This is a genomic window from Phenylobacterium sp. (assembly GCF_035309685.1).
Taxonomy (GTDB): domain Bacteria; phylum Pseudomonadota; class Alphaproteobacteria; order Caulobacterales; family Caulobacteraceae; genus Phenylobacterium.
Window position 1 is genome coordinate 125930 of sequence record NZ_DATGEX010000024.1, and the last position, 19629, is coordinate 145558.

The 19629-nt window shown below is 69.3% G+C and carries 22 protein-coding genes and 1 tRNA gene; 14 read left to right on the forward strand and 9 right to left on the reverse strand.

Translation table 11 applies throughout. The annotated features are described in order from the left end of the window. Window positions 1-19 precede the first annotated feature (19 nt). The 3 genes from VKQ35_RS07810 (at window position 20) to VKQ35_RS07820 (ending at window position 2114) form a co-directional block, all read left to right on the forward strand. On the forward strand, window positions 20-1135 hold the full coding sequence (locus VKQ35_RS07810) for a hypothetical protein (RefSeq protein ID WP_324360240.1): 1116 nt from the start codon (window positions 20-22) through the stop codon (window positions 1133-1135). A gap of 139 nt (window positions 1136-1274) precedes the next feature. Beyond that, window positions 1275-1976, forward strand: a complete 702-nt coding sequence (locus VKQ35_RS07815) for a PEP-CTERM sorting domain-containing protein (protein WP_324360242.1) — start codon at window positions 1275-1277, stop codon at window positions 1974-1976. Window positions 1977-2029: 53 nt separating this feature from the next. Continuing rightward, window positions 2030-2114: transfer RNA gene (locus VKQ35_RS07820), tRNA-Leu, on the forward strand. Window positions 2115-2183: 69 nt separating this feature from the next. Here the strand turns inward: VKQ35_RS07820 and VKQ35_RS07825 are convergent. Beyond that, a complete protein-coding gene (locus tag VKQ35_RS07825; RefSeq protein ID WP_324360244.1) occupies window positions 2184-2327 on the reverse strand; it encodes a hypothetical protein in 144 nt (47 codons plus the stop codon). Between the two features lie 156 nt (window positions 2328-2483). Here VKQ35_RS07825 and VKQ35_RS07830 point away from each other — a divergent pair, with 156 nt between their 5' ends. Then, window positions 2484-3884 carry a HAMP domain-containing sensor histidine kinase gene (locus tag VKQ35_RS07830; protein ID WP_324360246.1) on the forward strand — a complete coding sequence of 467 codons (1401 nt, stop codon included), beginning with the start codon at window positions 2484-2486 and terminating at the stop codon, window positions 3882-3884. Here the strand turns inward: VKQ35_RS07830 and VKQ35_RS07835 are convergent, their stop codons facing one another. Further along, the gene (locus tag VKQ35_RS07835; RefSeq protein ID WP_324360248.1) at window positions 3885-4502 is read right to left on the reverse strand and encodes a sensor histidine kinase; all 618 of its coding nucleotides are present in this window, start codon (window positions 4500-4502) and stop codon (window positions 3885-3887) included. It abuts the gene before it with no gap. Between the two features lie 297 nt (window positions 4503-4799). On the opposite strand from VKQ35_RS07835, the gene VKQ35_RS07840 reads away from it, so the two are divergent. The 8 genes from VKQ35_RS07840 to VKQ35_RS07875 all read left to right on the forward strand — a co-directional run bounded on the left by VKQ35_RS07840 (window position 4800) and on the right by VKQ35_RS07875 (window position 14520). Then, window positions 4800-5483: a response regulator transcription factor gene (locus VKQ35_RS07840; protein ID WP_324360250.1), complete on the forward strand. Its 684-nt coding sequence runs from the start codon at window positions 4800-4802 to the stop codon at window positions 5481-5483. A 150-nt stretch (window positions 5484-5633) separates the two neighbouring features. Next, window positions 5634-6389 carry a hypothetical protein gene (locus VKQ35_RS07845; RefSeq protein WP_324360252.1) on the forward strand — a complete coding sequence of 252 codons (756 nt, stop codon included), beginning with the start codon at window positions 5634-5636 and terminating at the stop codon, window positions 6387-6389. Continuing rightward, window positions 6386-6601: a hypothetical protein gene (locus VKQ35_RS07850; RefSeq protein ID WP_324360254.1), complete on the forward strand. Its 216-nt coding sequence runs from the start codon at window positions 6386-6388 to the stop codon at window positions 6599-6601. Before VKQ35_RS07845 ends, VKQ35_RS07850 begins: the two co-directional genes overlap by 4 nt. Before the next feature lie 130 nt (window positions 6602-6731). Next, window positions 6732-7649 carry an NAD(P)-dependent oxidoreductase gene (locus VKQ35_RS07855; RefSeq protein ID WP_324360256.1) on the forward strand — a complete coding sequence of 306 codons (918 nt, stop codon included), beginning with the start codon at window positions 6732-6734 and terminating at the stop codon, window positions 7647-7649. Between the two features lie 2 nt (window positions 7650-7651). Then, the gene (locus VKQ35_RS07860; RefSeq protein WP_324360258.1) at window positions 7652-8650 is read left to right on the forward strand and encodes an aldo/keto reductase; all 999 of its coding nucleotides are present in this window, start codon (window positions 7652-7654) and stop codon (window positions 8648-8650) included. A 45-nt stretch (window positions 8651-8695) separates the two neighbouring features. Then, window positions 8696-11899: an efflux RND transporter permease subunit gene (locus VKQ35_RS07865; protein ID WP_324360260.1), complete on the forward strand. Its 3204-nt coding sequence runs from the start codon at window positions 8696-8698 to the stop codon at window positions 11897-11899. Beyond that, window positions 11892-13085 (forward strand): efflux RND transporter periplasmic adaptor subunit, encoded by a 1194-nt coding sequence (locus VKQ35_RS07870; protein WP_324360263.1) that lies wholly within the window; start codon window positions 11892-11894, stop codon window positions 13083-13085. Before VKQ35_RS07865 ends, VKQ35_RS07870 begins: the two co-directional genes overlap by 8 nt. Next, window positions 13072-14520 carry an efflux transporter outer membrane subunit gene (locus VKQ35_RS07875; RefSeq protein ID WP_324360265.1) on the forward strand — a complete coding sequence of 483 codons (1449 nt, stop codon included), beginning with the start codon at window positions 13072-13074 and terminating at the stop codon, window positions 14518-14520. The genes VKQ35_RS07870 and VKQ35_RS07875 overlap by 14 nt, the downstream gene beginning before the upstream one ends. 81 nt (window positions 14521-14601) lie before the next feature. Here VKQ35_RS07875 and VKQ35_RS07880 read toward each other — a convergent pair whose 3' ends face one another. The 7 genes from VKQ35_RS07880 to VKQ35_RS07910 all read right to left on the reverse strand — a co-directional run bounded on the left by VKQ35_RS07880 (window position 14602) and on the right by VKQ35_RS07910 (window position 18369). Beyond that, on the reverse strand, window positions 14602-15921 hold the full coding sequence (locus VKQ35_RS07880; RefSeq protein ID WP_324360267.1) for a sorbosone dehydrogenase family protein: 1320 nt from the start codon (window positions 15919-15921) through the stop codon (window positions 14602-14604). After that, a complete protein-coding gene (locus tag VKQ35_RS07885) occupies window positions 15918-16361 on the reverse strand; it encodes a DUF2231 domain-containing protein (protein WP_324360269.1) in 444 nt (147 codons plus the stop codon). The genes VKQ35_RS07880 and VKQ35_RS07885 overlap by 4 nt, the downstream gene beginning before the upstream one ends. Before the next feature lie 342 nt (window positions 16362-16703). Beyond that, the gene (locus VKQ35_RS07890; protein WP_324360271.1) at window positions 16704-17084 is read right to left on the reverse strand and encodes a heavy metal-binding domain-containing protein; all 381 of its coding nucleotides are present in this window, start codon (window positions 17082-17084) and stop codon (window positions 16704-16706) included. Between the two features lie 62 nt (window positions 17085-17146). Next, window positions 17147-17359 (reverse strand): hypothetical protein, encoded by a 213-nt coding sequence (locus tag VKQ35_RS07895; RefSeq protein WP_324360272.1) that lies wholly within the window; start codon window positions 17357-17359, stop codon window positions 17147-17149. Beyond that, the gene (locus VKQ35_RS07900) at window positions 17356-17550 is read right to left on the reverse strand and encodes a hypothetical protein (protein WP_324360274.1); all 195 of its coding nucleotides are present in this window, start codon (window positions 17548-17550) and stop codon (window positions 17356-17358) included. The genes VKQ35_RS07895 and VKQ35_RS07900 overlap by 4 nt, the downstream gene beginning before the upstream one ends. Continuing rightward, window positions 17547-17903, reverse strand: a complete 357-nt coding sequence (locus VKQ35_RS07905) for a hypothetical protein (RefSeq protein ID WP_324360276.1) — start codon at window positions 17901-17903, stop codon at window positions 17547-17549. Before VKQ35_RS07905 ends, VKQ35_RS07900 begins: the two co-directional genes overlap by 4 nt. Window position 17904: 1 nt before the next feature. Further along, window positions 17905-18369, reverse strand: a complete 465-nt coding sequence (locus tag VKQ35_RS07910) for a hypothetical protein (protein WP_324360278.1) — start codon at window positions 18367-18369, stop codon at window positions 17905-17907. A 331-nt stretch (window positions 18370-18700) separates the two neighbouring features. Here VKQ35_RS07910 and VKQ35_RS22035 point away from each other — a divergent pair, with 331 nt between their 5' ends. Then, complete coding sequence (locus VKQ35_RS22035) at window positions 18701-18787, forward strand: potassium-transporting ATPase subunit F (protein ID WP_414692326.1); 87 nt, start codon at window positions 18701-18703, stop codon at window positions 18785-18787. After that, window positions 18787-19629, forward strand: an 843-nt coding sequence (locus VKQ35_RS07915) for a potassium-transporting ATPase subunit KdpA (protein ID WP_324360280.1), incomplete at its 3' end; no start/stop codon positions are given. The genes VKQ35_RS22035 and VKQ35_RS07915, both read left to right, overlap by 1 nt.

A 19629-nucleotide genomic window follows, 5' to 3' on the forward strand; every position in this document is an offset into this window, starting at 1 on the left:
GTCTCGGGAGGTGAGCGACGTGGCCGAGACCTATCGCAGCATGCGGGCGCTGGAGCGCACGGCTTCGACCAGCCGGGTGCTGAACCTCGCTGCGCTCGCGGTCAAACACGCCGGCAATCCCGAGCACCTGGCCAAGCCGCTGTTCGTGGCGCCGGCGCTGAATGCGGCGGTGATCCTGAAGCACCGGCTGCGCGCCAATGAGATCGGCACCGTCTCCACCCGCCACCGCACGGCGACCAAGCTGATCGTGCCCTTCGAGCGCTCGGACCTCAGCCTGGGCGGCCGCTCGCTGTTCGTCGGCGACCGCGGCTGGATGGAGAGCCTGCAGGAACTGGCCGGCACCACCTATGAGCTGGGCCGCGACGCCGGCGTGCTGGAGGCGCTGGACGAACTGCCCTCGCTCGATCCCTTCCTGCTGCGCGAGCACATCAAGCGGCGCGGATTCGAGGTCAGCGAGACCCACTTCGAGATCTCCCAGGGCGACCTGGAGATGATGCAGGCCTTCGTCAGCACCGAGATCAGCCGCCTGATCGACCTGGCCTACAAGGGCCGCACCAGCAACGAGGCCAACACCGGCCGCCTGGTGGAGGCGCTGCTGTCGAGCCGCAACGACGAGCGCCTGGAGCCGCTGCGCATGACGCTGCGCCTTGAGGGCGACAGCTACCGCGAGGGCATCTTCGCCTGGAAGGGCTTCCTCTATTACAAGTGGGTGCTGAACAGCCTCTGGCCGAAGCTGCGCGAGGTGCTGGTCGAGCTGATGAAGGTCAAGACCGTCGGGCCGCGCGACTACGAGCACGAGAACCTGGTCAAGACCATGAAGGTCAAGCTGCACGCCAATATCGAGCAGCAGGTCAAGGCCGTCGCCGACTACCTGCGGGTCTACGACGGGGTGTTCATGGAGCTGACCAAGGACGGCAACGCCACCGCCTTCCGCGACTTCCTGCTGCGCTCGCCCGAGATGCTCGTGGCGCTGGGCGAAGGCACGGGCGTGGTCAGCCACATCGCGTCGTTCTGGCGGTTCCGCTTCCCGAAGGGCAAGCCCCTGGAAGCCAATGTCGCCGAGCTGCTCGACATCCTGCAGGACTTCGAAAGCGGCCTCGGCGGCGACGCCCCGGCCTCGCTCGCGGCGGCCTAGAGACCCCAAAACACGCCTGAGATGCGAGCCGTTCTCGGCTGATGCGAGGTCGATTGCGCATCCCCGCAGGCGGCGCAAGCTGCACACCGCGAAGCCGCCCGTGCGGCCATCGCGAGTGGGCTGAAAAAGGTTTGCGGACATGACCAAGACGCGTGCGCGGATGGCGATGGCCCTGGCGGCGGCCGGGCTGATGGCTTCGGCCGGAGCGGCGAACGCCTCCCAGGTCAATAACCTGCAGCAGTTCGCCCCCAACTATACGTTCGGGGATGGGGCGAAGGGCTTTGCGCTCACCACCTCTGGCGGGCCCATCGATCCCGGCGTCATCGTGGGCTTCAATCCGCAGCCCGATCCGCCGGGCTTCGGAGACGATGGCGCGCTGATCGGTCTGCTGAATCCCGCCGATCCCCTGCTATTCAGCCCGGCGGTCGGGGGGTCCTTCACCTTCCTGATCGGGCTCTTGATGCCCGGCGACGGCTCGGTCCTGCCGCTGCCGGACGCGCCGAACGCCGATGGCCGGACCGGGCGGCGGTACCTGATCGATGACCATGTCGTCGATATCGGCCTGTTCTTCAGTGGTCCGACCTCCATCGATCCGGGCAGCTGGGTCGGCTTCAATCCGCAGCCCGAGCCGCCGGGCGATGTGCTCGGCGTCGGGTTTTCGTTCCAGGCGCAAGGCGACCCGTTCGCGGGCTTCAACATCAGCATCGACGGCAATGCGCTGGACTTCGCGCTCGCGCCCGGCGTGCCGGAGCCGTCGGCGTGGGGCCTGATGCTGCTGGGCTTTGGCGGCCTGGGCGCCATGCTGCGGTCAAGGCGGCGCACCGCGCTCGCCGCCGCCTGACCGGCGGCCTCTATCGACCGTCAGGACGGCGTCGGCTAAGCCTCGTTCCGCAAGGGGACTTGGCGGAACTGGTAGACGCAAGCGACTTAAAATCGCTCGGAGCAATCCGTCCGGGTTCGACCCCCGGAGTCCCCACCACCTCGGTCGCTGAAAATGTCGCGTTTGGGTCACAGGCTGAAGCGCCAGCGGGCGGTGAGCCCGCACATCTCACAGGAGCCGGAAGGCGAAGATCCCCACGGCGCCCAGGGCAAGGACGATCAGAGCCAGGCCGCCCAGCCGCGGCGACACCAGGCAAAGCAGGCCCGCGAGCACCAGGGCGACAGCGCCGACAAGCCACGACTTCCAGCCCACGTTGATCTCCAAATGCGAACCCGTTCCCGGACTCTGAGGCGCATCTTGGCGGGCGCTCGTGGGGGCGGCCTCGCTCGGGACTTACAAGGGTGTAAGCTCGGCGCCGGGCCACCTGCGTAACCGCGTCGCATAAGGGGCGCCGACAGGAGGGCGCGCATGGCGTCATCGACCGCAGAGCGGAAGGCGGGAGCGTCTTCGAAGCGACCTTCCCTTCGCCTGCGGCCGCTCGCCTTCACCGCCTTTGCGATGACCATCGTGCTCGGGGCCGTCGCCCTGGCCTTCTACCTGGTCAATTTGGCGGCTGAGCACGTCTTCCTCGACCGGGAGCGCGATAGTGCGCTGGCCGAACGGCAGATCCTCGCGGAAGCCGCCGCCACAGAAGGCGTCCGGGGGCTGACCTGGCGGATGGAGCGCCGCGCGCGCCTGGGTGCGCCGGAAGCGCACTATGGCGTCTTCGACGCCGCGGGCCGACGCGTGGGCGGCGATCTGCTCACGCCGCCGGCGCCGCAAGCGATCGGTGACTGGAGCGAGATCCATTCGCGCACATCGGCCGGCCCGATCACCTTGAACGCCGCCTCGGCGAGGCTGCCGGATGGAACGCTGCTGGTGATCGGCCGCGACGCCGCCGGACAGCGCGACTTCGAGGCGCGGATCGCCGGCGGCCTGTTGATCGCGCTCGCCATTGTGGTTGTCGCCGGGCTCGGCGTCGGACTGCTCCTGAACGCGCTGGTGATCGGACGGGCGGCGGCGGTGGCCGGCGTCGCCGAGCGGATCGCGGCGGGCGACCTGGGCGCCCGGGCCGAGGTCTCGGAGCGGGGGGACTCCTTCGACCGCATCGGCGCGTCGCTGAACAGGATGCTCGACCGGATCGAGGAGCTGCTCACCGGCATGCGCACGGTCACCGACAGCCTGGCCCACGACCTGCGCACGCCGCTCACCCGAATGCGCGGCGCGGTGGACAGCGCGCTCGACCCGCAGACCAACGACGCGGACTGCCACGCCGCGCTGGAGGAGGTCAGCCTGGAGCTCGAGCGGGTGTTGTCGGTCTTCACGGCCCTGATCGACATCGCCCGGGCGGAGTCGGGGCTGTCGCGGGAGATGATGCAGCCGGTGCGGCTGGACGAGGTCGTGCTGGACGTCGCCAGCCTGTTTGCGCCGGTGCTGGAAGACGCGGGTCAGCAGTTGGAGATCGCCGCGCGCGGCTCGACGATCATTGAGGGGCACGAGCAGCTGCTTCGCCAGGCCATCGGCAATCTGCTGTTCAACGCCGCACGCCACGCGGGGCCCGGCACGATCGTCACGCTCGAGGTGCTGGATGGCGCCGGCGTCGCGGAAGTGGTCGTGGCGGACAATGGTCCGGGCATTCCGGAGGCCGACCGCGGCCGGGTGAAGGACCGATTTGTCCGGCTGGACGAAGCGCGCGGCGGGTCGGGGTCGGGTCTGGGACTGTCCATCGTCGCGGCGGCCGCCAAGCTGCACGGCGGCGAGTTGCGGCTGGAAGACAATCGCCCTGGGCTTCGCGCCGTCCTGACCCTGGCGCGGGGCGGCCCGGCCTAGTCAGGCATCCGGATCCGCCAGGCGAAGCGTCACGATGACGCCACCGGCGTCTGAATGGACGAGCAGGGCGCCGCCGAGCGCCTGCGCCAGGCCACGAACGAGCTTCATCCCGTCGCCTGCGCCGCCGCCGCCCAGGCCCGATCCGTTGTCGGCCACCTGGCAGATCCATCCGTCGCCCGCGCGGCGCAGCGACACGCTGACCCGGCCGCCGCTGCGTCCGCCAAAGGCGTGCTTGGCCGCGTTGGTGACCAGTTCCACGACGATCAGGCTCAACTTCTGGCAGACCTCGCGCGGCAAGTTGGCGGGGTCGGACCGGAACTCGCATCGCACCCCGCGCGGCGCCAGGTGCGCAGCGCAGAGTTCCGCGCAGAGCTTCGCCAGATGCGCCGCCGCGTCGACGCGGTCCTGACCCGAATCCTCGCCAAGCGTCCGGTGCACGCTGGCGAAAGCCTGGATGCGGCTTGAGAAGACGCTGACCGCGTCGCGGACCGCCGGATCGACGAAACCCCCGAAGTCGTTCCGCAGCAGTCCATGTAGCGCCGTCAGGGTGTTGAGGAACCGATGGTTCGCTTCCCGCGAGGCGAGCTGCGCATCCGGCTCGACGATGGCGAAGGTCATGATGCAGCTCCGATGGCGTGGCCGAGCGCTCGGGATGGCCGCCGGACGAGCGGATCGCCCCCGACGCTCGCCCTGACCCTCCGACCGCCGCCTCACAGCGGGATGCACGCCGGCCTTACAGGAATTCAAGTTGGGCCATGCCGCTCGGCCCACAGGAATGTAAGGAAACCGAACAGGCGCGCGCCAGGCGCGGGCGTCATGTGTGAGAGGCGGCCGTGTTGCCAAGATGAGGCTGCGGGTCGTAGCTGACGTCGGCCCCGAGGACGGACCGGCGATCGGACGCGAAGGAGCTTAGGCATGTCCAGGCGCGTGCTGGTGGTCGAAGACGATTCGTCGACCGCGGACTACATCGCCAAGGGTCTGCGCGAAGAGGGGTTCACCGTCGAGCACGTCGGCGACGGCCGCGACGCGCTCTACATGGCGACCTCTTCCGATTTCGACGCCATCGTCATGGACCGGATGATCCCGGGCCTGGACGGGCTCTCGGTGGTCAAGGCGCTGCGGGCCGCGGGGGCGCCGACCCCAATTCTGATCCTCTCGGCGATGGGCCATCTCGATGAGCGCGTCAAAGGCCTGCGGGCCGGCGGCGACGACTACCTGACCAAGCCGTTCGGGTTTTCCGAGCTCCATGCCCGGCTGGAGAACCTGATCCGGCGGCGCACTGAAAAGGCGGTCGAGACGGAACTCCGTTGCGGCGACCTGGTCATGGATCTCTTGACCCGCAAGGTGGCCCGGGCGGGCCGGCCGATTGAGCTCCTGCCGCGCGAGTTCAAGCTGCTTGAGTTCCTGCTGCGCAACCAGAACCGCGTGGTCACCCGGGTGATGCTGCTCGAGCGCGTCTGGGACTACCGCTTCGATCCCCACACCAGCATCATCGACACCCACATCAGCCGGCTGCGGAAGTCGCTGGAGACCGGGTTCGACAAGCCCCTGCTGCACACCGTCCGCGGCGCCGGCTACCGCCTGGCGGAAGAACCCTAGAGCGGCCCGCGCTGCGCCGCCGCCCGCCGCCTGAAAACCGCTGTCCCCTCTCAGAGCTGTAAGGCGCGCTCAACCCGGCTGTCGGCTGCCGGGCGTCTCCTGGGGGCGCCCCGCAAGCGGGGAACGATCAGCCAGAAGAGGGAGCGCAGCGTGGTTCTAGCAGGCATGGGCACGGGGGGAGCCGCGCTCGGGGCGGCCTTCCTCGCGTCGGTCGTGGAAGTGGTCGAGGCGTTCACGATCATCCTGGCGGTCGGCACCGTGCAGGGCTGGCGGCCGGCGGTGGGCGGCAGCCTCGCCGGCCTGCTGGTCCTGGCGCTGATCGTCGCCGCCTTCGGCCCCGTTCTGCAACTGATCCCGATTCACGCGCTGCAGCTGACGGTCGGCGTCCTGCTGCTGCTGTTCGGCATGCGGTGGCTTCGTAAAGCCGTCTTGCGGCGCGCGGGCCTCATACCGCAACGCGACGAACTGACGGCCTATGCCGGCCAGGCGGCCTATCTCATCACCGAGGCCAGCCGCAAGAACACGCGCCTCGACTGGCTCGCCGGCGTCGCGACCTTCAAGGCGGTCCTGCTGGAGGGCCTCGAGGTGGTGTTCATTGTCATCGCGGTCGGCGCCGCGCGCGGCCTGCTGTGGCCCGCGAGCCTGGGCGCCCTGGCGGCCTGCGCGCTTGTGCTGCTTGTGGGCCTCGCCTTGAGACGGCCTCTGGCGCAGGTGCCGGAGAACACCTTGAAGTTCGCCGTGGGCGTGATGCTCTCCGCCTTCGGCGTGTTCTGGACCGGAGAGGGCCTGGGCGTCGCCTGGCCGGGCGAGGACCTGGCGCTCGTCTTCTTCGCCGCAATGTTCCTGCTGGTGGCGCTGGCCGCGGCGCGCGCCGTCGCGCCCCTGCGGGCGGAGGCTCCCCAATGAACCGGCTCGCACCCCTTGGCCGCAAGCTGGCCGGCTTCTTTGTCGACGACGCCTTCCTTGGCGGGGCGACGGTGGCGAGCGTGCTGGCGGCGAGCCTGTGCCGGGCGGCGCTCGCCACGCGGCCGCTGATCGCCGGCGCCCTGCTGGCCGGCGGCTGTGTCCTGGCGCTGACCCTGAGCGTCGTCAGGGCCGCCGCGCGCCCGCCCACCTGACACGGATGTAAGGACCCGCGCGCGGCGCCTGACAGGATCTGCGCCCAAATCTGATCGTGACGATCGAGGGCCGCGGCTGGAACCGGCGCGGGCCCACACGGTCGAAATCGTCGCAACGCGAGGCTTTGCCATGAAGGTTGGTTTCATTGGACTTGGGCGCATGGGATCGGGCATGGCCGCCAATCTCCTCGATGCCGGTCATGAGGTCACAGTCTACAATCGCACGCCTTCGAAGGCGGCGGCTCTGGCCGCCCAAGGCGCCAGGATCGCTGTAAATGTGAAGGAGGCCTCCCGCGGCGACGCCGTGGTGACGATGCTGGCGAACGACCAGGCCGTCGAGGATGTCGTCTTCGGCGATGGCGGCGTGATCGAAGCGCTTGCGCCCGACGCGATCCACATCTCCTCAAGCACGATCAGCGTCGGGCTCGCTGAACGGCTGGCGCAGGCCCATCGCGAACTTGAGAGCCGCTTCATCTCGGCTCCGGTTTTCGGCCGCCCGAACCTCGCTGCGGCTGGTCAGCTCGCGGTCATCGCCGCCGGGACCCCTGCAGCGATCGAAGACGCCCGGCCGATCCTGGAAGCGGTTGGGCGGGCGATATTCGTTGTCTCCGACACACCCGCCCACGCCAATCTCGTGAAGCTCAGCGGCAATTTCCTGCTGGCCTCGGTGATCGAGTCACTGGGCGAGGCGATGGCCTTGGTCGGCAAGGCCGGCATCGACCGGGTGGACTACCTCGACACACTCACGCAAGCCCTCTTCGACGTCCCGGCCTACAAACTCTACGGCATCATGATCGCCGAGGGCGAGTTCGAGCCGGCCGGCTTCGCCGCAGCCCTCGGGCAGAAGGACCTGCGGCTGGCCCTTGCCGCCGCCGAGGCCCTCAACGTGCCGATGCCGTTCGCCAGCGTGCTGCGCGACCGGTTCCTGGCTCTGGCGGCGCAGGGCGGCGGCCAGCTCGACTGGTCGGCCATCGGCGGCCTCGCCGCCGCCGACTCAGGCCTGCAACGGCGTGACCGGACCAAGACCCCCGCCGCGGAAAGGACGTGAAAATGGAAAAGATGATGATCGGCGCCTCAGGCGTCACGACTTCCCGGGTCGGCCTGGGAACCTGGGCGATCGGCGGCTGGATGTGGGGCGGCGCGGACGAGGCGCAGTCGATCGCCACCATTCGCGCGGCCATCGAGCGCGGCGTGACGCTGATCGACACCGCGCCGGTCTACGGCTTCGGCGTCGCCGAGGAGGTGGTCGGCAAGGCGCTGGCCGAGGGCGGCTTGCGGGACAAGGTGCAGATCGCCACCAAGGTCGGGCTGTCCTGGCAGGACGGCAAACCGTTCCGAGACTCCAGTCCCGCCCGAATCCGCCAGGAGATCGAGGCGTCCCTGCGGCGCCTGCGCACCGAGGTGATCGACCTCTATCAGGTGCACTGGCCCGACGCCGGGACCGCCATGTCGGCGACGGCGGACGCCATGGAAGAGTTGCGCCACGAGGGCAAGATCCGGGCGATCGGCGTCAGCAACTTTTCGCCCGCGCAGATCGCCGCCTTCAGCGCCGTGGCCGACCTGGACGCGGTCCAGCCGCCGTACAACCTCTTCGAGCGCGAGATCGAGGCCGACGTGCTACCCCGCGCCGAGACGGCGGGCGTGACGGTGCTGGCCTATGGCGCCCTCTGCCGCGGCCTGCTCGCCGGCCGCATAACCGCCCGGACGGTCTTCACCGGCGACGACCTGCGAAATCAGGATCCGAAGTTCCAGGGCGAGCGGTTCCGGCAGTACCTGTCGGCGGCCGAGGCCCTGAAGGGCCTGGCGCGCGAGCGCTTCGGCAAGTCGCTGCCCGCCCTCGCGGTGCGCTGGATTCTCGACCAGGGGCCGACCATCGCCCTATGGGGCGCCCGGCGTCCGGCGCAGATCGACGCCGTCGGCGAAGTGGCCGGTTGGCGCATCGATGACGCCGGCAAGGCGGAGATCGACGCCATCCTCAAGCGCTTCATCGAGGCGCCGGTTTCTCCGGAGTTCATGGCGCCGCCCGTGCGCCGCGCCGCAAGCCGCTGAGCCCGCCGGCGGCGCTCCGCCGCCTCGCACTGGGAATCGACTGAAATGCTCTGGATCGTTCGCGTCGCCCTGCAGCGGCCCTACACCTTCATTGTCCTGGCGTTGTTCATCCTGATCGCCGGACCGCTGGCGGCGCTGAAGACGCCCACCGACATCTTCCCGAACATCGGGGTGCCGGTGATCGGGGTCGCCTGGAGCTACACGGGACTGCCGCCGGACGAGATGGCGGGGCGGATCATCACCCCCTACGAGCGCTCATTGCCGCTCACGGTCAGCAACATCGAGCACATCGAGAGCCAGTCGCTGGCCGGCATGGGCATCGTCAAGATCTACTTCCAGCCGGGCGCCGACATGCGCACCGCCAACGCCCAGGTCACCGCGGTTTCGCAGTCGGTCCTGAAGCAGATGCCGCCCGGCGCGACCCCGCCGCTGATCATCAACTACAACGCCTCGACCGTGCCGATCCTGCAATTGGCCACCTCCAGCCTGCGGCAGTCCGAGCAGCAGGTGCTGGACCTGACGATGAACACGATCCGTCCGATCCTCAGCGCCGTGCCGGGCGCGGCCATTCCCTATCCCTATGGCGGCAAGGTGCGGGAGGTCGAGATCGACCTCGATCCCCAGGCGCTGCAGGCCAAGGGGCTTTCGGCCCAGGACGTCGAGGCCGCGATCGCGGCGCAGGACCAGATCATTCCCGCCGGCACGGCCAAGATCGGCTCGCTGCAATACACGGTGAAGCTCAACGACTCACCGGAGACGATCGACGAGCTGAACGACCTGCCGATCAAGACCGTCGGCGGCGCGACCATTCTGGTGCGGGACGTCGGCCATGTGCTGGACGGCGCCCCGCCGCAGCAGAGCGTCGTCCACGTGGACGGCTCGCGGGCCGTCCTGACCACCATCCTGAAGGCGGGTTCGGCTTCGACCCTGTCGGTCGTGCAGGGGGTCAAGGACGCCTTGCCGCGGGTGAAGGCGCTGATGCCGCCGGACTTCCGCATCGTCGCGCTGAACGATCAGTCGGTGTTCGTGAAGGCGGCGGTGTCGGGGGTGGTGCGGGAGGGGCTGATCGCGGCGGCGCTGACCAGCCTGATGATCCTGCTGTTCCTGGGCAGCTGGCGCTCGACCGTGATCATCGCGACCTCGATCCCGCTGGCGATCCTGTGCGCCCTGATGGGCCTGGCGATGGCGGGTCAGACGCTGAACATCATGACGCTGGGCGGCCTGGCGCTGGCGGTCGGCATCCTGGTCGACGACGCGACGGTGACCATCGAGAACATCAATTGGCACCTGGAGCACGGCAAGGACGTCCGCACCGCGATCCTGGACGGAGCCGCGCAGATCGTGACGCCGGCCTTCGTCTCCCTGCTCTGCATCTGCATCGTCTTCGTGCCGATGTTCGCCCTCCAGGGCGTCGCAGGCTTCCTGTTCGTGCCCATGGCCGAGGCGGTGGTGTTCGCCATGATCGGATCGTTCGTGCTGTCGCGGACCCTGGTGCCGACCCTGGCGATGTACTTGCTCAAGCCGCACGGCCACGCCGCCGCCGAGGGCGGTGGCCCGCCACGCAATCCTCTGGCCCGCTTCCAGCACGCCTTCGCCGCCTGTTTCGATGGACTGCGCGAGGGCTACAGCCGCCTTCTTGCCCTGGCTCTGGCGCACCGGAGATTCTTCGTCGTCAGCTTCCTGGCGGTGGTGATCGCGTCCTTCGGCCTGGCCCCCTTCCTCGGCGCGAATTTCTTCCCGTCGGTGGATTCCGGCCAGATCACCCTGCATGTGCGGCCGCAGGTCGGCACGCGGATCGAGAACGTCTCGGCCATGTTCGGGGACATCGAACAGCAGGTTCGCCGGACCATTCCGCCCAGCGAGCTGACCTCGATCGTCGATAACATCGGCATGCCGATCAGCGCCGTGAACGTCGTCTACAGCAACACCGGCATGATCGGTTACCAGGACGGCGACATCTTCATCAGCCTGAACACCAAGCATCACCCCACCGCCGACTATGTACGCATCCTGCGCGAGCGGTTGCCGGCCGCCTTTCCCGGCGCGACCTTCTCGTTCCCGCCGGCCGACATCATCAGCCAGATCCTGAACTTCGGTTCGCCGGCGCCGCTGGACCTGCAGATCGCCGGCCCGGACCGGCAGAAGAACCAGGCCTATGCGCTGGAGCTGTTGCGCCGGATGCGGACCATCCGCGGGATCGCCGATGCGCGCATGCAGCAGTCTATGGACAATCCGCAGCTGCGCGTCGACGTGGACCGGTCGCGAATGGCCCAATTGGGCCTCACCGAGCGCGACGTGACCAACAGCGTCTCGACCTCGCTGGCCGGCAGTTCGCAGGGCCAGCCGATCTTCTGGCTCAACCCGGCCAACGGGGTTTCCTACCCGGTCGTGGCCCAGACGCCGGAATACAGCGTCAACACCTTGCCGGCCTTGGCGAACCTCCCGGTGACGGGTACGGCGCCGACCACCGGCCTGCAGATCCTCGGCGGCCTCGGCAAGATCAGCCGCGAGCAGTCGAGCGCGGTGGTCAGCCACTACGACATCCAGCCGGTCATCGACCTCTACGCCACGACCCAGGGCCGCGACCTGGCGGGCGTCGCCCATGACCTGCGGGCCCTGATGGCCGCGACCGCCAAGGACGCGCCGAAGGGCGCCACCGTCGTCCTGCGCGGGCAGGTCGCCACCATGGACACCGCCTTCGCCGGCCTCGGCTTCGGGCTGCTGGGCGCGATCGTGCTGATCTACCTGCTGATCGTGGTGAACTTCCAATCGTGGCTGGACCCGTTCGTGATCATCACCGCGCTGCCGGCCGCGCTGGCGGGGATCGTCTGGATGCTGTTCGCCACCGGCACGACGCTGTCGGTGCCGGCGCTGACCGGGGCGATCATGTGCATGGGCGTGGCGACCGCCAACTCCATCCTGGTGGTGAGCTTCGCGCGCGAGCGGCTGAACGCCACCGGCGACGCCCTGGTCGCCGCCACCGAGGCCGGCTTCACCCGCTTCCGCCCCGTCGTGATGACCGCGCTCGCCATGATCATCGGCATGGCGCCGATGGCGCTGGGCCTGGGCGAAGGCGGCGAGCAGAACGCGCCGCTCGGCCGCGCCGTCATCGGCGGGCTGATCTTCGCCACCATCGCCACCCTGATGTTCGTGCCGGTGGTGTTCAGCCTCGTTCACGGCCGCAGGGCCGCCCAACCCGCCGGCGCCGGGACAGATCCCGCGCTGCAGACAGGAGAGACCTATGCCTGACCAGCCCGAGAGCCTTCGGCCGATCTCACCCCGGCGCTTGAGAATCGCCCTCGTCGCGGTTGCCGGACTGGCGGCTTGCGTTGTGGGCCTCGGCGTCGTCGGTCGCGTCCACGCCGACCAGCAGGTCGCGAGCTGGACCAACGTCCAAGCGGTCCCAACCGTCCGCGTGATCAGCCTGGCCGATCGGTCAGGCTCCCGAGCGCTGGTGCTGCCGGGCGATGTGCAGGCCTTCAACGCCGCGCCGATCTACGCGCGGGTCAGCGGTTACCTCAAGCGCTGGTACGTCGACATCGGGACCCCGGTGAAAGCGGGCCAGGTGCTGGCCGACATCGACACGCCCGACCTCGACCAGCAACTCGCCCAGGCGAAGGCCGACCTGCAGACCGCCATCGCGAACCAGCATCTGTCAGACACCACCGCCCACCGCTGGGCCGGTCTGCTGTCGCAGGACGCGGTCTCGCAGCAGGACGCCGACACGAAGAACGGAGACCTGGCGGCGAAGACCGCCCTGGTGGCGTCGTCCCGCGCCAATGTCGCGCGGCTGGAGGCGCTGGAGTCGTTCAAGCGCATCACCGCGCCATTCAGCGGTGTCGTCACCACCCGCTCCACAGATATCGGCGCCCTGATCAGCGTGGGCGGGCCGGCGGCGACGCCGCTGTTCACGGTCGCCGACGAGAGCAGGTTGCGGATCTACGTGCGGGCGCCCGAGAGCTACTCGGCGGCCATCCAACCGGGCATGACCGCCACCTTCACCGTGCCGGAATATCCTGGCCTCAGCTTCACGGCCAAGCTCGCCACCAGCGCCGACGCCATCACGCCGCAGAGCGGAACCCTGCTGGTCCAGCTGCAGATCGACAACGCCGACCGCACCCTGAAGCCCGGCGGCTACGCCCAGGTCCGCTTCAACCTGCCGACCAACCCAGGCGCCCTGCAGGTTCCGGCCACGGCCCTGATGTTCCGCGACAATGGCATGTCGGTGGCTACCGTCGGCCCTGCAAAGCGCGTCGTGATGAAGCCGGTGACCGTCGTCCAGGATCTCGGGGCCATGGTCGAAGTCGCCGCCAGGCTCACGCCGGAGGATCGGGTGATCGACAGTCCGCCGGATTCTCTACGGCCCGGCGATCTGGTCCGGATCGCGCCCTCCGGCGCCCCGGCCAATGGTGCAGACGCCCATGCCGCGGGTTAAGCTCCTCGGGCTTGCCGGGACGGCCCTGGCGCTGACGGCCTGTTCCCTCGCGCCGCCCTATGCGCCACCACAGATCGCCATGCCGTCGGCCTACAAGGAAATGGGCCCCTGGACGCCGGCGATCCCGGCGGACGCCGCGCCGCGCGGTCCCTGGTGGACGGTCTACGGCGACGAGACCCTGAACCGCCTCGAGCAGAGGATCGAGACCGGCAACCCCGATCTCGCCCTGGCCCTGGCGCGTTACGACGAAGCCCGGGCCAACCTGGCCCAGGCGCGCGCCGGGCTCGCACCCGAGCTGGACATCGGCGGCAGCGCGACCGGCAACCGCCAGTCGGCGGACCGGCCGCTTCGCGTCGGCGGTGCGACCTACTACCAAAACGACACCGTGGGCTCGACGATCTCCTATGAGCTCGACCTGTGGGGCCGCGTGCGCAACATGGTCGCCGCCGGCAAGGCCAATGCCCAGGCCAGCGCGGCCGACGTCGCTTCGGTGCGGCTGAGCCTGGAGGCGCAGCTGGCCGACGCGTACCTGAACCTGCGGGGGCTGGACGCCCAGGCGGGGCTGCTGGACCAGGCGACAAGCGCCTATGCGAAGGCGCAGGATCTCACCGAGATCCTGCATACGGGCGGGGCCGTGGCCGGCCTCGACGTCGGCCGGGCCAAGACCCAGCTGCAATCCACCCAGGCCCTGCGGACCGACGTCGGCGCTGAGCGCGCCCTCTACGAACACGCGATCGCGGCGCTGGTGGGCGAGCCGGCCTCGGTGTTCTCGATCACGCCCGACGCCAAGTTGCCGCCCACGCCGCGGACGCCGGTGTCCGCCCCGTCCGAGCTCCTTCAGCGGCGGCCGGATATCGCCGCCGCCGAGCGGCGGGCGGCCGCGGCCAACGCCCAGATCGGCGTGGCGCGCGCGGCCCTATTCCCGACCCTGACGCTCGATGCGACGGGCGGCTTCCAGACCGCCGGCGCCGGCAGCCTGCTGAGCGCCGCCAACAGCTGGTGGACGCTGGGCCCCTCCCTCGCCATGAGCCTGTTCGATGGCGGCCGGCGCAAGGCGGTGGTCCGCGCGAGCCGCGATCAGTTCGACGAGGCCAGCGCGGTCTACAAGTCCACCGTGCTGACCGCCTTCCAGCAGGTCGAGGACAACCTCGCCCTGTGCAACCGCCTGGCCTTCGAGGCGCGCCAGCAGTCCGACGCCGTCACGGCCGCCCAGCAGACCGAGGCGCTGGCGCTGGTGCAGTACCGCATGGGCGCCGTCACCTACCTCGACGTGGTCACGGCCCAGACCGTGGATCTCCAGGCGCAGCGGACGGAACTCAGCGTCGAGACCCGCCGCCTGTTGGCCAGCGTCGACCTGGTGCGCGCGCTCGGCGGCGGCTGGATCCCGACGACGGTGGCGGCCGCGCCGCCGGCGGCGGCAGCCGCGGCCGACTAAGTCCCGATACGCAAAAGACGAAGGCCGGCGTCCCGAACGGGAGCCGGCCTTTTCGCATCTCGATCCCAGGCCGACGGGCGGCTATGGCGCGCCTTCCGACGCCGCGCTCACCCGCCAGACCACATTGCCGACGTCATCGGCGATCAGCAGCGCCCCGGCGTGGTCCAGCGCCACGCCGACGGGGCGCCCCCTGGAGTGGGTTCCGTCGGGCGTGAGGAATCCCGTCACCACGTCCTGGGGCGACCCGCTCGGGCGGCCGTCGCGGAAGGGAATGTAGACGACCTTGTAGCCGTTCAGGGGGCTGCGATCCCAGCTGCCGTGCTCGCTCACCAGGACGCCGCTGCGATAGGACGCCGGCAGGCTGGACGACTGGGTGAAGACCATGCCGAGCGGGGCGACGTGCGAGCTCAGGGCGTAGTCCGGCGCGATGGCCCTGGCGACCAGGTCCGGCCGTTGCGGCTGCACGCGCACGTCCACGTGCTGGCCGAAATAACTGTAGGGCCAGCCGTAGAAAGCGTTCTCCTTCACCGAGGTCAGATAGTCCGGGACGAGGTTCGGACCGATCTCGTCGCGCTCGTTGACGACCGCCCAGAGCCGGTTCGTGGTCGGCTCGAACGCGAGGCCGGTGGGATTGCGCGTGCCGGAGGCGAAGGTGCGCTTGAGCCCCGTGGCGCGGATGATTTCCCAGATCGCCGCGCGGCCGGTTTCCGCCTCGATCCCGTTTTCCGTGATGTTGCTGTTCGAGCCCACGCCCACATAGAGCTTCGATCCGTCGGGACTGGCGGCCAGGCTCTTGGTCCAATGGTGGTTGATCGGTCCCGCGGGGAGGTCGGTCACCCTTTCGCCGGGGGCCGAGATATGCGTCTCACCCGGGACGTATGGGAACTTCAGGAGGGCGTCTGTGGCGGCGACGTAGAGGTCGGCGCCGACCAGGGTCACGCCGAACGGCGAGTTCAGGTGGTCGATGAACACGGTGCGCGTCTCCGGGACCCCGTCGCCGTTGGCGTCCCGCAGCAGGATGATGCGGTTGCCGGCCAGCGCGGACGAACCGGCCATGGCCTTCACCTTGCCCTCGACATAGTCCTTGGGCCGATAGATCGGCGACTTCGGGCCATTGGACTCGACCACCAGCACGTCGCCGTTCGGCAGGACGTAGACCATCCGCGGATGCTCGAAGCCGGTCGCAAAGGCGCTGATCCGCAGCCCCGGCGACACGGCCGGCGTCTCACCCCTGCGCCACCCCGCCGCCGGCGGGACCTGCATCGGCGGTATCAGGTACTGGTGCGGCGCGGGCAGTTGGGGATTGGCCCCATATTGGGTGCTGGGATCTGCGATCTTCGGCTGGCAGGCCGTCACCATCAGCAGCGCGGCGAACGCGCAGGTCTTGCGTAAGGGGCTCATGAGCGGACCTCCCTGGGCTTGAAGGGATAGGGGCGAGGGGCGGCGCGGAGGCTCCAGCCCCGCCAGCCGAGAACGACGAGGATGAGCGTGACCAGCATCGAGAGTTCGAGGCCATCGGGGACCACGGCCGTGTAGGCGTCGCGGGTGTGGACGAAGGCGTTCAGCAGCGAGAGCAGGGCCGCAACCGTAAAGCCGGCGAACCGGCCCCAGGCTATCGCGCCGAGGCGTCGCCGCGCGGCGTCCAGCAGGACGGCCAGACCCGCGAGCGCCGCAAGGATCAGACCGGCGGTGATCAGCCAGATGGAAAAGTTGTTCCACTGGAAAAGGAGCGTCCGCCAGTAGATGGCGTCGGTCGCCAGCGCCGCGATCAGGAGGGCCGCGGCAGGTGCGATCAGGCGCGGGTGCAGAGGGCGCCGCAGGCCATTTGCGTGTTCGGTCATGTTCGTTCCTTGCCGCTGGAGCGCAGCTCCCCGCGGCGCGGTGCGCGCCGCGGGGGCGCAGGGAGGCGTCTGGAGGGAGAGGAGCCGCCCCGCGCACCGACGACTGTGGGCGATGGAGCTCAACCTCAGCGTGACGCGAGCTTAACTTGCTGTAAGGCGACCACCGTTCGAGGGCCGGGTCAGCGGGCGCCGTCCATGAGGCCCAGCAGCTGCTATTCCCACCGCAGCCCCTGCCCGAACCCGCCGCCCAATTCGGCGAACAGATTGGCGTCGTCGGCGGCCTCCGGCCGGCCCCAGTCGCGCTGCAGTTCGCTGGCCCAGGGGCGACGGTGAGGGCGCCCCTTAGGAGCGGGGTGGAGCGCCGCTCTGGACGACCACCGCTTGGCCCGTGGCGCGAGTCTCGTAGAGGCAGTGGTTCGGCAGGCCCCGCCCGGAGAGCCTGTACTTGGACACCGCGACTTCGACCCTGACATCGACGACGGCGTCCGCGCCCATTGACCAGGCGCGATCCTTCAGCCGCGCCAAGGCCGCTGGCCGCGCGTCACGCGCGCCGGCGCGGCAGATGCTGATGTTCAAAGGTCCTACAACACGCGCGACCGGCGGCGGTGCGGCGGACGCCTCATAGAAGGGCAAGGTATAGTCCTTAGGCGCGGTGGCGCAGGCCGATTGCAGCAGAGCCACGGCGAGCAGGGCCGCGCCGGCCAGGGCGGATTGTGCCTTCATGTGGAGGTCCTCGGTCGTCCGCTCGATCGCCGGCGCCGTCGTCGGGTGAGGCGGCCCTGAATTCAGACGTGTTGCGGGGCGACGGCGTGGGGTTCGTCGGGGGGCGGGTCACCAAGCTCCGAGTGGAACGCGCTGGCCGCCAGGATCAGGCCGAGCGCGATCAGCGCGAGGATCCAGTCACGGAGCAGGATGGTCTTGCGGTGGGCCAGGAACCGGTCGCTGGGCGAAGGGTCCGCCGGCGCGGGTGGCGCTTCCCGTTGCGAGAGGGCGGTCATCGGACCGCCGCGGCGGGCGCGGGTGGTGGCGGCGGGCTGGATTTGCTCCGATCGGGGCTGAGAACGCCGATGACCACCGCGACGGCGAGCGCGACCAGGACGAACGGCCAGTGACGCACCAGTCCACGCCGATGCGCGGCCATCCGGCGCATGTACCAGGCCTCGACCGGACTATGACCTTGGCGCGTCATCGGCGCGCGCCGCCGACCAGGCGGAGCTTGGGGGAGCGGGGCGCGTCGTAGGCGCCGGGTGGCGGCGTGAAGCAGTGCATCTCCTGCACCTGCGACCGCACCACCACGACGCCGAGCATTCCGGCCTTCGCCTGCTCGCGCGCCTGACGGCAGGCGAAGCCGACCGCGTCGTCCAGGCTGGCGAAGGCACCGGCGTCCTCATCGTCACGCTGCACGCGCCAGCGGCCAAGCCGCTCGGCGACGACGTACTTGCCGGATCGGGCCTGCTGCGCCGGGGCGGAAGGCGCGATCTCGCCCTCGTCACGCCGGACCGGCCGCAGCCCCAGCATCCATAGATCGGAGGCCGGGATCATCTTACGCGGCCTTCTTCAGCGGCGCCTGGTGCAGGCGGCGCGCGATGTGGAGTTCGCGGCGCTGGCCGTGGTGGCACTCCTCGACGGCGTAGCCGAAGCTCTTCAGGAGCCGGTGGATCGGATCGGCGCGGAAGGCCAGGACCCGGGGCAGAGGCGACTGGAAGATCAGGGCGCCGCCTTCGCGGACGTGAGGGCCGGTGACCAGCAGGTCGCGTAGCGTCGCTTCGTTGCAGGTGTGGGCGACGATCAGGGCGTCCGGTTGCTCGTGCGGGCCCGCGCCGGGGCGCAGGTAGCCGACCCGCTCGAAACCATGGCGGCACAGCCAAAGCAGGGCCGACAGGCCGCTGGATCCGGTCACCCGGATCAGGCTGGACTTGGTGATGTGGGCCCGCTCGAGCAGCGATATGAGGGGGTCGCTGCTGAGCAGGCCGGCAGGCGAATCTTTAGTCGACGACTCTTGGGACATCGAACGCGGAACTCCATGAACGGGGGCGAACGTCGCCTCCTGGAATGCCGGCATTTTCGCGCAAGGCGCCGTAAGCGTTCGATACCGAAGACGGCCGGCCAGATAAGCAAAACGTCAAGAACGGCACGTCCTCGCGCGAGGCGTTGGCGCCTTTATACTTCCTTGATATCGCCCCGCCCGGTTCCGCATGGCGTCCTTACGCGGAGGCTTAGTAGGTTGCCCGCCTAGCTTTCCGGCGGAGCGGCCCAATGCTCGACATCCTCTACATCCTCGGCGGCGTGGCGATCTTCGTGATCTTCGCCGCCTACGCCTACAGCCTGAGGCGCATCTGATGCTCGCAAACATCATCTGGGGCATCGGCGCCCTGATCATCGGCGGCTACATGGTCGTCGCCCTCCTGAAGCCGGAGAAGTTCTGATGAACGGGCAGGGCTGGGCGGAGATCGCCCTGACGCTCGCCGTGACGGTCGCGCTCGCGTGGCCGCTCGGCATCTACATGGCCCGCGTCTGGCAGGGCGAGAAGACCTGGCTCGACCCGGTGCTGAAACCGGTGGAGCGGCTGGTCTACGCCGGTTGCGGCGTGAAGCCCGAGAAGGGCCAGAACTGGATCGCCTACGCCATGAGCTTCCTGGCGTTCAGCGTCGCCAGCTTCGTGGTGCTCTACCTGATCCTGCGGTTCCAGAACCTCTTGCCGCTGAACCCGCAGGGTTTCGCCGGCTGTTCGCCGGACCTGGCGTTCAACACCGCGATCAGCTTCATCACCAACACCAACTGGCAGTCCTATGTGCCGGAGACGACGCTCTCGACCTTCTCGCAGATGGCCGGCTTGACCTCGCACAACTTCCTCTCGGCCGCCGCCGGCATCGCCGTGGCCGCCGCGCTGGCCCGCGCCTTCGCAGCCAACCGAAGCGAGAACCTCGGCGACTTCTGGGTCGATCTGACCCGGATCAGCCTCTACATCCTGCTGCCGTTCTCGATCCTCATCGCGCTCGTGTTCGTGGCGCTGGGCGAGCCGCAGACGCTGATCGCGCACGTCACCGCGCACACGGTGGAAGGCGGCAAGCAGACCATCGCCCTGTTCCCCGTCGCCTCCCAGGAGGCGATCAAGCAGTTCGGCACCAACGGCGGCGGCCTGTTCAACGTCAACTCCGCCCACCCGTTCGAGAACCCCAACGCGATCACGAATTTCATCGAGATCGTGATCATGAACGTGCTCAGCTACGCCTGCGCCGTCGCCTTCGGGCGGATCGTGCTGGCCAAG